Source organism: Exiguobacterium sp. OS-77, from assembly GCF_000414195.2.
Taxonomy (GTDB): domain Bacteria; phylum Bacillota; class Bacilli; order Exiguobacteriales; family Exiguobacteriaceae; genus Exiguobacterium_A; species Exiguobacterium_A indicum.
Genome location: NZ_DF239008.1, coordinates 1,254,254 through 1,267,033, shown reverse-complemented (window position 1 = coordinate 1,267,033; position 12,780 = coordinate 1,254,254). Strand labels below are relative to the sequence as shown.

Here is a 12,780-nt window from a genome sequence, read left to right as displayed (position 1 = left end):
AGCGCTTTCATTATCTATTTGTGAAAAAGCCGCTCCCAGCCCTCGTGTTGAAGGTCGGTCACTCATATGACTGAGTATGCCAAAAACACTACTGAAAATCAACAGACGTCTGACAACTATTTTCATGAAAGCGATTTTATTTTTGATGCCTTCATTAATTTTTCCAGTCATTTCTATTTATACAAAATCATCATGTCTTTTTTTCATATGTCTTTTACTTTTTTCGAGATACCGGGTCTTCTCTATACATTTTTCTAGAAAAGAAAAGGAAGCCTTGGAATATTCCACGACTTCCTTTCTACTCGATTAACGTCCCATGACGCGACGTGGTTTAGATCCTTCAGATGGACCAATCAGACCATTTTCTTCTAACGCATCAATAAGACGGGCAGCTCGGTTGTAACCGATGCGGTACTTTCGTTGAATCATCGACGTTGATGCCGTCTCTTGTGTCAGAATGAACTGGACGACCTCATCGTAAAGTGGATCGTCGACCTCTGTTTCGCCCTCTGGTACATCTTTTGGAATCATCGCTTCAACATACTGTGCCTTTTGCTGACTGATGACATGATTGACGATCTTCTCGACTTCTTCGTCCGATAAAAAGGCTCCTTGTACGCGGACCGGTTTGTTCATGCCATTACCAAGTAACAACATATCTCCTCGTCCGAGCAATTTATCAGCGCCTCCCGTATCAAGAATCGTCCGCGAGTCAGTCGCACTCGATACACTGAATGCGATCCGCGACGGGATATTCGCCTTGATGACACCGGTGATGATGTCAACACTCGGACGCTGCGTCGCAATGACCATATGAATTCCTGCTGCTCGCGCCATTTGTGCAAGTCGCATGATCGCATCTTCGACTTCGTTTGACGCGACCATCATCAAGTCAGCTAACTCATCGACGATGACGACGATGTACGGTAATCGTTGATGCACTTTCTCCTCTGCGTTCATCTTATCAATCAGTGCATTGTAGCCTTCGATGTTGCGCGCTCCGTTTTGACTGAAGATCTCATAACGGCGTTCCATTTCCGAGACGACCTGTTTTAATGCCTGTGCCGCTTTTTTAGGATCGGTGACGACGGGCGCTAAGAGGTGCGGAATGCCATTGTAGACATTCAATTCGACCATTTTCGGGTCAATCATCATCAAGCGGACTTCATCCGGTCGTGCCCGCATCAATATCGAGACAATCATCCCATTGATACAGACCGATTTACCGGAACCGGTTGAGCCGGCAACTAAGACGTGTGGCATCTTATTCAACTTCGCTGTCACCGTCTCACCAGAAATGCTTCGTCCGAGTGCGACGAGCAAACGATCGCTGTCCGATTGGACGCTCTCCGCTCCTAGTACTTCTCGAAGTGATACCATGGCGACTTCACGGTTCGGCACCTCGATTCCAACAGCCGCTTTACCCGGAATCGGTGCTTCGATCCGGATATCTTTTGCGGCTAACGCTAGCGCTAAGTCATCGGCGAGTCCCGTGATTCGACTAAGCTTGATTCCTTGTTTTGGTTCAATCTCGTACTTCGTGACACTAGGTCCGAGATGAATCTTTAAAACTTTTGCTCCGATCCCGAACGACTTTAAGGTCGCAATCAATTTCGTCGCATTGTCCTTCAATCGTTTGTTCTCACCGGACAAGTCTTTTGATGTTGGTTCTGCTAACAAATCAAGCGACGGCAATTGATAACCGTCGGGTGTCTCTGTCATCGTCAACGGTCCTTGTGTCTCCGCTGCTTGCGGTTCAACGTGATCCGTGAAACCGATGATTGGAACGTCTTGAATGTTGACGGAAGGATCTTCTGCTTCTTGTTCCGTTTCGATCGGTTCCTCGACAGTTGCTGGTCGCAACGTCTTCGGTTTTTTCTCACGAACCGGTTTCGGTTTCAACTCTTTTTCGACACGAGGACGTGGTGTCCGTTCACGATTGCGAAACTCTTCTGCACGTTCCCGGAGCCCAAGCCACAGCTCTCCATAAAACGATGGGCGTAGGATATGAACGGCCGTTCCGATGAAGAACAGACCAATCAAGAAGGCACCCGCGCTCGAAATATAATAAGCTGCGTTTTGATAGAGCCATCCATTGAGAATGCCACGCGGTGCTCCGAGCAATAGATCAATCCAGACGACTGAACCCATCAGTAACATCGACCATGCCCATTTTTGAGCACGCGACGCATTCGAGAGGAGTAAAAGTAGCACAGCACCGATTCCACCATATAATAAGGAACCGAACTGACCAATTAACCGCTCTCCTCCATCGGCTAGCGTCAGTCCGACTTTCCCGAACTCCCCGAAAGCGAGAACGAAAGCTAATAATGAGACGATTGCGATGATGGTCGCATATGTACGATACGCAATCGGCTGACGTTGTTTCTTCGCTGCCGGTCGTTTCCGTGGCGGCGTTTTTTTTCGTACAGGTTTTCGTTTCGTCGTCGCCATACGTCATCCCTCCTGATAAAAAAACGGCTCAGTGGACCAGGTATTGGTCAATCTGAGCCGCTCGTTTGTTAAATCTCCATAATGATTGGAAGAATCATCGGGCGGCGTTTCGTCTGTTCATAGAGATAAGCACTCAGTTTATCTCGAATCAACGACTTCATCTCCGTCCAATCCAATTCTCCGTTTAATTTACCTTGTAGTTGTTTCGCAACGATTCGGTTTGCTTCGTTGATCATATCCTCTGATTCACGCATGTAGACGAATCCGCGAGAGATGATTTCTGGTCCCGATACGATCGTTTTGTTTTTCCGGCTGATCGTAATGACACAAAGGACGACACCGTCTTGCGATAACAAGCGACGATCACGAAGGACGATGTTTCCGACATCACCCACACCGATTCCGTCGATCAAGACGTTTCCAGCGTTCACTTTGCGTGACATCCGTGCTTTGCGCTTCTCGAACTCAACGACATCCCCATTCTCGATGATGAAGATGTTGTTCGCATTGACGCCAACCGTCTGTGCGAGACGACTGTGTGCCTTTTGCATCCGGAATTCTCCGTGAATCGGTAGGAAGAATTTCGGTTTGATCAAGTTGAGCATCAACTTCAGATCTTCCGCATGACCATGACCGGACACGTGTACTTTCCGTTGGTTGTAAATGACATTCGCACCAGCACGGAACAAAAGATCGATCGTTTTCGAAACCGACTTTTCGTTACCCGGAATCGGCGAAGCCGCAACGACGACCGTATCGTTCAAGCGAATATTGACTTGCTTATGTGCGTTACGCGCCATTCGTGTCAAGGCTGCCATCGGCTCACCTTGCGATCCTGTCGTCAAGATGACGACTTGGTTGTCGTCGAGGCGGTTGATGTCAGATAGATCAATCAATGTTTTCTGTTTGAAGCGTAAGTAATTCAAACGCTGTGCCACTTCGACGTTATTGACCATGCTACGACCAACGACCGCTACTTTTCGATTGTTCGCTTCTGCTGCCGCAAACACTTGTTGTAGACGATGAATGTTCGAAGCAAATGAAGCGACGATGACACGACCTGGTGCCTCATAGATGACGTCGTTCAGTTCAGAACCGACGATCGATTCTGATCCAGACATCCCTGGTCGCTCTGCATTCGTTGAGTCAGACAGTAAGCAAAGCACTCCCCGTTGACCAATTGCTGCAATCTTCCCGAAATCCGCCTGTTTTCCATCAACTGGTGTGTAATCGAACTTGAAATCCCCTGTATGGACGATCGCACCTTGAGATGTTTGAATACATACCCCGACTGCATCCGGAATCGAGTGGTTGACCCGGAAGAACGTAATAAAATGACCTGCAACGGTTAATTTCGTCTTGGCATCAATTGGACGAAGATCTGCCTTTTTCAATAAACCGGCTTCTTTTAATTTGTGTTCAATCAAACCGAGCGTCAAACGCGTTCCGTAAACCGGTACTTTTAAGTCACGCAAGACGTAACTGAGTGCCCCGATATGATCCTCGTGACCATGGGTAATGAAAATCCCTTGAATCCGCTCTTTGTTTTCTTTTAAATAACTGATGTCTGGAATGACTTTATCGATTCCAAGCATCTCGTCTCCTGGGAACATTAATCCGGCATCGATGACGAAGATGTCCTCGTCGAGTTCGACGACGTACATGTTCTTCCCGATCTCACCGGCGCCACCAAGAGCAAAGACGCTTACTTTTTCCGTCTTCTTCTTTGACACAACATGACCTCCTATAATTCATATTCACTTTTCGTGAGCCGTCCACTTATCACTATCACTATTCTAGCCGAATTTTCACAATCTGCCAACAATCGGACTAGGAAATCTAAAAAAAACGTCATTCCTGCCACATTACTCCAGGAATGACGTTGATCACGTATTCAACAAATCTTCGACTTCTTCCGTTCGTTTCGCTTTTTCCGAACGGCTTGGACGTTCACCAGCCTTCAGTTCGTCGAGCGAATACCCGAACGTCATCTCAAAATGAGGATAGTCGACGAATCGTTTCCAATCGCCTCCCCATTCGAAACCGAGCGCTTTTCCGATATCAGCGACTTCACGCCAATCACTTTTCCCTGACCGATTCCCATCATACTCAAGATCATATGAAATCTCTCCATTCACGAGCTGAACGAAATCGACAGCGAGTCCATAATTGTGCATCGATTCACCACCTCGTGCATTCGTGACGACTTCCCCTGCCTCAGAACGTCCCTGTTCATAAAGCGCATTCTGTTGCTGAATCGAGCGGTATCCTTGCGTAATCTTGATATCGATATTGTAGCAAGAATGCGCCACACGGATCAGATCCTTTACCCCTGCTTCGACAGCTGGGTGGAGACGCTTCAGGTTCGTCTCGCTTGCATTAATCAAACGATTTTCTCCCGCTACATCTCGTGGACAACTATCAATCCCGAGCTCCGGTTGATCCATCAAAATCGTCGGCATCCGATTCATGGATGCCGCAAGAAACAATCCAATCGCAAACATCGTCAATAAAAATACGATCCAACCGAAGATTGTTCCCCGTTTCATCAGCGGCGAAGCTTCTTCCGAAGTTTTTGTAGAATCGGTAACCCAGTCTCAAGCAACAGATAGAGTGGACGATTGAGTACATAATCGAACTCACCGATTTTTTCAATCATCCGGCTACCCCAACCAGATTTAAAGGCATAGAGTCCCGCGTAATGATCATCCGGGTCTGTCGAACCACTGACTCCACCGAAGTCATAGGAGAGCGCACCATGTTCTTTCGCATATTGCATCATCGTCCACTGCATCAAGTGGTTCGGCATGAATTCCCGGTACTCGTTCGATGAAGCGCCGTATAAGTAATACGAGCGACGACCAGCAAGCGTCAAAAGACCACCAGACAGGATGACACCGTTTGGATGTTTGGCAGCAATCGTCATCAGTTCCGTCTTCGACTTCTCGGCTTTTTCGATTTGTGCTGTCGTCTGCTCCAAGCGATTGTTTAAGCTCTTTAACTTTTTCTCAGCCGTCTCTTTCTCAAGCTGACGATGAATCTTCGAGAGTTCCTTATCGGCTTGAAGTAATAAGGCTTCTGTATTCTCAAGCGCACGTACGACATCGAGTTTCGTCAAAAACAAGACCGCATCACCTTTTGGATGGAGATGATCGTACAGATTCTCGAAATAATCCAGACCGCGGATTGAGAAACCATCCCGTTCGCCCGTCTCGACCATCAGTTTCGCAAATGTCTTTAGCCCTTCACGATCCGCTTGTTCGCATACGATACCTTTGCGTTCAGCAAGGCGGACGTTGTAGCGGAACTTCGAATGGAAACCGTCGAAGATCTCTTTTTCTGTCCCTACAAGACTCGTCTCCATCGTAAAGCGTGGCTGCGCGTAGTCAAAACCGCCACCGAAGCCATTATGTTTAAAGCCAAGTCCTTGCATCTCCTGCAACAGACCAGGATATTCTTCCCGCTCGACGTTTGGATCAAATTTAATCGCAATTGCCTTCTGTTGTTTTGCGACACGAATCGCTTCGTCACGAAGGGCGCGAAGTGCGTCCGTATCCGTATAATCGACGACGAAACCGCGCGGTGCATAACAAAGCGTGAACGGTAGCTTCGGTACTTTCTTGAACAAAAGAAGACCAACTCCGGCAATCTCACCGGAAGCCGTTCCGACCGCGATCCGTTCATGTGTCCATCCTGTCGCGCTTTTGACTTCTCCCCATGCTGGAAGCTGGAGTAAGTCGCCTTTGGGATGTGTTTTTACGAATGTTTCAAATTGATCTATGGTTACAACGATTGGTTGATAAGTCACTTCTGTTCCTCCATTTGCCGTATCATCTCTTTGACGATGATTTCCTCATCGAGCGGGAATTTCTCATCCCCAATGATTTGATATTTTTCATGGCCCTTACCGGCTAAGATGACGATATTATCTGGTCGTGCGAGTCGTGCTGCGTAACGCACAGCCTCTTCCCGATCACCGATTTCAACGAACTGATCGTGGGTCATCCCTTTGGCGATGCCGGATGTAATCGACTCATATGCTTCATATCGTGGATCATCCGTTGTGATGACAACGGTTCCTGCGTACGTCGAAGCGAGTTCGCCCATCTTTGGTCGTTTCGTCACATCGCGATTTCCACCTGTCCCGATCAGGAAGACGATCTTTTCCTTCGGTACGTCAACGAGTGCTTTCAGACACTGTTCGATGCCGTCAGGCGTATGCGCATAGTCGACATACACGTTATATCCTTCAATCGGCAAGCGTTGCATCCGACCTTTTGCCGGACGGATTGCTGAAATCGCGCCTGCAATCGTCGCTAGCTCATATCCGCAAGATAAGAGGATCCCTGTCGCAAGCAACAGATTGTAGACGTTGAAGCGACCGATGAAATTCGCCGTGACATCGACTTGTTCTTCCTTGTACAGCATCGTGAACGTCGTTTGTTGAAGCGACTGTTCAATCGCTGTTGCTCGAAGATCAGCTGCGTTGTCGATGCCGTATGTCATGACACGAGCACCTGTCATCATCTCATACAGCTCACTCGTCGGATCATCCGCATTCAAGACCGCGACTTTCTCTGTCGACAGCCGTTGACCGAGTTGTGCAAACAACAATCCTTTGGCACGCGCATAGTTTTCAAACGTTTTGTGGAAATCAAGGTGATCATGCGTCAGATTCGTGAATCCCGCAACGTCGTAATCGACACCCGTTACCCGACCAAGCTCTAATCCATGTGAAGAGACTTCCATGATGACATCTTGGACATCTTCTTCGTGCATCTGATACAGAAAGGCTTGTAACTCGGAGCTTTGTGGTGTCGTATTGCGACTTGGCACGACGCGGTCACCAATCTTGACTTCAACCGTACCGATGATGCCCGTCTTCCGACCAAGGTGCGCTAATATATCACGGACGATCGTCGTCGTCGTCGTTTTCCCATTCGTTCCCGTAATACCAATCATCCGCATCTTTTCAGAAGGATAATCATAGAATTTGCCAGCCAACTCGGCAATGGCACGTGATGTACTACGAACAAGAATGACAGGAATCGACACGTCGACCGGTTGTTCCGCAACGATCGCGACCGCTCCTTGTGCTTCCGCCTGTTTAGCATAGTCGTGTCCATCAACAGTATATCCTTTGATGGCGACGAACAATGTTCCCGGTTTAACATCCCGTGAATCGGTCGTAATGGACGTAACGTCCACTTCTACCATTCGTTCGATTTTTTGCGTCTGTATGACTTGAATCAATTCAGCTAAATTCAACGGTATTCCTTCTTTCTCGACATCGTCATTTCATATGTTTCATCTATTCCGTTCTGCTATCATGCTTCCTCTTCTTCGTCTGCCGGAAGAATATAGGCCTTTGCCGGTTCCTCCGAAAAGATGTGCTCAATCAGCCCTTCGATATCCGATGGACGAATCCGTTCGACATCCGCTAACACTTCTTCAAGTGATGGATGGCGATGTAGATGCAACTCATTTCGGGCGTTTCGATTCATGTGACTCGATGTGCCTTCGTTGCCTAGAATCAGAGAACCTTTCAGCTGTTCAATCCCATCTTCGAGTTCCTTCGTCGATAATCCATCCCGCTTCAAGCGATCGATTTCAGCAGCGAGGACCTGTTCGACCTCTTCGACCGATTCCGGAGACGTGCCGACATAGATCGTGAACGTTCCATGATCGTCAAACGTCGTGTAATAGGAAAAGACTGAATAGGCAAGACCGCGTTCCTCTCGGATGGATTGGAACAAGCGACTCGACATCGTCGCACCGAATGCATTATTGAGTAAGGCGAGGGCAGGCAAACGTGGGTCAGCAGAAGGAATCGCACGGAAATTATAACAAATATGAGCCTGCTCCGTATCCTTTTCCTTACGAATCACACCATTTTGTAACCTTGGCTCTGTCGTCTCGCGTGTCTTCGATCGTGATTCGAGAATCGACATCCGCTCTTGAATCTGCGCAATCAACTCGTCTGAGACGTTTCCGGCAACGGAAATGACGATTTGATCCGGAGCATACGCTTCTTCGAGATATCGTCCGATCATCGCACGATCAATCCGAAGCACACTCTCTTCCGTTCCAAGAATCGGTCGAGCCATGACATCTTCTCCGTAAGCCGCAACAGCTAATAACTCATGGACGAGATCATCCGGTGTGTCATCGTACATCTTGATCTCTTCAATGACGACCTTTTTCTCTTTTTCCAGTTCATCCGCGTCAAACGTCGATTCAAGGAACATGTCCGCCAATACGTGAAAGGCTTCGCCTGCATGTTCATCTAGTGTCTTGACGTAATAACACGTTTGATCCTTACTCGTGAACGCATTAATATTTCCACCAAGTCGGTCAAAGTAAACCGCAATCTCTTTTGCCGTATGGCGTTTTGTTCCTTTAAACATCATATGCTCGATGAGATGACTGATACCATGCTCCTCGATCTGTTCCGTCCGACTTCCTGCTTGAATGAAGATTCCGGTCGCGACGCTGCGTGCTTCCGGCATCCGTTCAACGATCAGTCGAACTCCGTTTTCTAATTGTATCCGTTCGATCATAGTAATTCCTCCAAATATAGGAAACAAGGTGGCTCTCGTTGCATTCTCTGCACCGTCGAGCCACCTTGGATTCATTAGTTACGACGTGGTGGACGTTGTCCGTCACGTGGTGGGCGTGAACCCTGATCCCGACGTGGCGGGCGGTTCTCACGCTCTGTCTTTTTCTTTTCTTCGTATGCAGCACGATCTTCTTCACTTAAGCCTTCGACGAGCAGGACTTTGTGTGAAGCGTTGACGCGTCCTTTGTCATCGATTTCCGTGACACGGACTTTTAGCTTATCTCCAAGTTTGACGACATCTTCCGTTTGACCGACACGGTTAAGTGCGAGTTCCGAAATGTGGACGAGTGCGTCTTTTCCTTTGAACAATTCGACGAATGCACCGAATTTCTCAACACGACGAACTGTTCCATCGAACTCTTCACCGACGACGACTTCACGGACGATATCTTCGACCAATTGACGGGCACGATCGATGCCGGCTTGATCAGTCGAAGCGATAAAGACGGTTCCGTCTTGATCGATGTCGATCTTGACGCCTGTCTCATCGATGATACCGTTGATGACTTTACCACCAGGTCCGATGACATCACGGATTTTATCTGGATTGATTTTGAGTGTGACGATTTTTGGTGCGTATTGTGACAATTCGACACGTGGTTCAGCGATGACCGTTTGCATATGCTCAAGAATGTGCAGACGACCAAGACGTGCTTGCTCGAGTGCTTCTTCGAGGATTTGACGCGTGATTCCGCCGATTTTCATATCCATTTGCAGAGCTGTGACACCTTCGTGAGTTCCAGCGACTTTGAAGTCCATATCTCCGAGATGATCTTCCATCCCTTGGATATCTGTCAAGATCGAGTAATTGTCGCCTTCCATGATCAAGCCCATCGCGATACCAGCGACAGGTGCTTTAAGTGGAACACCAGCATCCATCATGGCAAGGATCGAACCACAGATTGAAGCCTGTGATGAAGAACCGTTCGACTCAAGGACTTCTGACACGAGACGAATCGTGTACGGGAAATCGACTTCATTCGGAAGAACTGGTAAGAGTGCGCGTTCTCCAAGTGCCCCGTGACCAATTTCACGACGACCTGGTGCACGCATCGGACGTGCTTCCCCGACTGAGAATGGCGGGAAGTTATAGTGGTGCATGAAACGCTTCTCTTCCTTCAGACCCAGTCCATCGATGATTTGAGCGTCACCCGCAACACCGAGTGTCGCAACAGACAAGACTTGTGTCTGACCGCGAGTGAACAAACCTGAACCGTGTGCACGTGGTAAGAGACCGACTTCTGAATCAAGTGGACGGATCTCAGCAAGACCACGACCATCTGGACGGATTTTATCTTCTGTGATCAGACGGCGGACTTCGTCTTTGACGAACTTGTTGAGAACGCCTGATACTTCTGCTAGTTGTTCTGCTGTGACTGACTCGTCAGCTGCATACAACTCGATGTATTTTGCGATGACTTCGTTGATGGCAACGTCACGTGCTTGTTTTTCTTCGACTTGAACTGCTTGTGTGACTTCTGCCAATGCTTCTGCTTTCAGGCGATTGACGATTGTCTCATCGAAGCTTGATACCGTATATTCGAACTTCTCTTTACCGACTTGTGCGACGATCCCCTCTTGGAAAGCGATCATTTCCTTGATGACATCGTGTCCAAGCAAGATCGCTTCAAGCATTGCTTGTTCCGATACTTCCTTCGCACCTGCTTCGACCATGTTGACGGCATGTTTTGTTCCGGCAACTTGAAGGTCGATATCGCTGACTTCCATTTGCGCTGAAGTCGGGTTCACGACGAACTCTCCGTCGACGCGACCGATCGTCACGCCTGCGATTGGACCATCGAATGGAATATCCGAGATCGAAAGGGCAATCGAAGCCCCGATCATCGCAGCGACTTCTGGTGAATTATCAGCATCTGACGAAAGGACCGTCGTCGCGACTTGTACGTCGTGACGGAAACCGTCCGGGAATAATGGACGGATCGGACGGTCGATCAGACGCGAAGTCAAGATCGCGCTCTCTCCAGGGCGTCCTTCACGTTTAAGGAATCCACCTGGGATTTTCCCTGCCGCATATAATTTTTCTTCATAGTTCACTGTTAATGGGAAGAAATCTAAGTCCTTCGGTTGTTTTGATGCAACGACCGTAGCAAGAACGGCTGTATCGCCGTAGCGAATCAATGCTGCTCCGTTCGCTTGTTTTGCTAATTGACCGATTTCAATCGTTAATGGACGTCCACCGAGTTCGGTCGAAAACGTCTGTTTTGTTTGTGACATGCACAAATCTCCTCTCACTGCTATCCGTTTTTTCATTCAAATCTAATTATGTAGGTTCTTGCGCAAAAAGTCCATGAATCGGCAAAAAAAAGAAACAGGAGACGATGCTCCTGCTTCCCTACCTCGTTCTCGTCGGGATTAGCGACGGAGACCAAGACGCTCGATCAACGAACGGTAACGTGCAACATCCTTGTTACGAAGGTATGTGAGCAAGTTACGGCGACGACCGACCATTTTCAAGAGACCACGACGTGAGTGGTGATCCTTTTTGTGTGTACGTAAGTGATCGTTCAAAGTTGTGATCTGTTCAGTTAAAACAGCAACTTGTACTTCCGGCGAACCAGTATCGCCTTGTTTCGTAGCATATGCTTCGATGATTTCGTTTTTACGTTCTTTTGTGAGTGCCATTGTCACTCCACCTCCATCTTATGAATGACCGTATTCCCGAGCATCGGATGGTGAGACCAGATGCCAAGTGAATCGGCTGTACGTAATCGTACTGACCTATCATAACGAACCCTGTCCGTACTGTCAAACGCTTAATCGTGTATTTGCCTCTTCGCGGTCTCGTGTCAACTGTTCTTTCAATTGATCGATACCATTGAAGGCTTTTTCATCGCGTAAATAAGCAATCCATTCAAGCGTCAATTCTTGACCATAAAGATCCTCATCAAAGTCAAGAAGATGTGTCTCAATACTGACGTCTCCCGTCTCATAAAACGTCGGGCGTCTGCCGACGTTCGTCATCGCTTTGAATCGACGACCGTCCGCTAAGCGAACGAATGTCGCATACACACCAAGTTTCGGTATGACGTAGGCGAATTCTGGGCGCATGTTGGCTGTCGGGAAGCCAATTTGTCGACCGCGTGCGTCACCGTGAATGATCGTGCCTTTGATTTGGTAGGGTTCTCCGAGTAAACGTGCAGCCGGTTCGACTTCTCCTGCAGCAAGTAAACGACGAATCCGGGTTGAGCTGATTTTTTCTGCTTCTTCTTGGAACTCTGCTACAACGGTGTGCGTGAACGTGCCACGACTATGAAAATCAAGCGTCGTCATTTTGCCAGCTCCGAAGCGACCATAGGAATAATCAAATCCAGCGACGACATGCTCTGCACCGGACGCAATCAGATATTCATCGACGAAAGCTTGCGGTGACAATTCCGAGAAAGGAATCGTGAACTCAATGACGTAAACACGATCGACACCAAGGCGTTCGATTTTCTCTAATTTACGTTCAAGCGGCGTGATGTAGCGGACCGGTTCATCCCCTTTACCAAGTACTTGTTTCGGATGTGGATCAAAGGTCATGACAGCCAAAGGCAGGCGACGAGCCTCCGCTTCTTTCCGTGCTGCTTCGATGACTTGCTGATGTCCGAGATGTACACCGTCAAAAAAGCCAAGTGCGATGACAGCAGGGGCTTTTTGAGGCTGTTCCGGATATGTCAAATGTATGATGTCCATGATGCTCTCTC

Annotated in this window: 9 protein-coding genes; all 9 read right to left on the bottom strand. The window is 48.2% G+C overall.

All coding sequences use genetic code 11. The features are described from left to right. Positions 1-306: 306 nt before the first annotated feature. Positions 307-2,454: a DNA translocase FtsK gene (locus tag EXG77_RS06165; RefSeq protein ID WP_035396798.1), complete on the bottom strand. Its 2,148-nt coding sequence runs from the start codon at positions 2,452-2,454 to the stop codon at positions 307-309. A 68-nt stretch (positions 2,455-2,522) separates the two neighbouring features. Next, on the bottom strand, positions 2,523-4,187 hold the full coding sequence (locus EXG77_RS06160) for a ribonuclease J (protein ID WP_023468670.1): 1,665 nt from the start codon (positions 4,185-4,187) through the stop codon (positions 2,523-2,525). Positions 4,188-4,340: 153 nt separating this feature from the next. Next, the gene (locus tag EXG77_RS06155; protein ID WP_035396796.1) at positions 4,341-5,003 is read right to left on the bottom strand and encodes a M15 family metallopeptidase; all 663 of its coding nucleotides are present in this window, start codon (positions 5,001-5,003) and stop codon (positions 4,341-4,343) included. After that, positions 5,003-6,262, bottom strand: coding sequence for a lipid II:glycine glycyltransferase FemX (locus EXG77_RS06150; RefSeq protein ID WP_029342035.1), 1,260 nt, complete (start codon positions 6,260-6,262; stop codon positions 5,003-5,005). The genes EXG77_RS06155 and EXG77_RS06150 overlap by 1 nt, the downstream gene beginning before the upstream one ends. Further along, entirely contained in the window at positions 6,259-7,722 is a 1,464-nt protein-coding gene (locus tag EXG77_RS06145; protein WP_023468673.1) for a UDP-N-acetylmuramoyl-L-alanyl-D-glutamate--2,6-diaminopimelate ligase, read from the bottom strand. The genes EXG77_RS06150 and EXG77_RS06145 overlap by 4 nt, the downstream gene beginning before the upstream one ends. 59 nt (positions 7,723-7,781) lie before the next feature. Further along, positions 7,782-9,014 (bottom strand): pitrilysin family protein, encoded by a 1,233-nt coding sequence (locus tag EXG77_RS06140; RefSeq protein WP_023468674.1) that lies wholly within the window; start codon positions 9,012-9,014, stop codon positions 7,782-7,784. 74 nt (positions 9,015-9,088) lie between these two features. After that, the gene (gene pnp / locus EXG77_RS06135) at positions 9,089-11,308 is read right to left on the bottom strand and encodes a polyribonucleotide nucleotidyltransferase (RefSeq protein WP_035396793.1); all 2,220 of its coding nucleotides are present in this window, start codon (positions 11,306-11,308) and stop codon (positions 9,089-9,091) included. A 138-nt stretch (positions 11,309-11,446) separates the two neighbouring features. Then, a complete protein-coding gene (gene rpsO / locus EXG77_RS06130) occupies positions 11,447-11,716 on the bottom strand; it encodes a 30S ribosomal protein S15 (RefSeq protein WP_023468676.1) in 270 nt (89 codons plus the stop codon). A 123-nt stretch (positions 11,717-11,839) separates the two neighbouring features. Then, the gene (locus tag EXG77_RS06125; protein WP_035396791.1) at positions 11,840-12,769 is read right to left on the bottom strand and encodes a bifunctional riboflavin kinase/FAD synthetase; all 930 of its coding nucleotides are present in this window, start codon (positions 12,767-12,769) and stop codon (positions 11,840-11,842) included. Positions 12,770-12,780 lie beyond the last annotated feature (11 nt).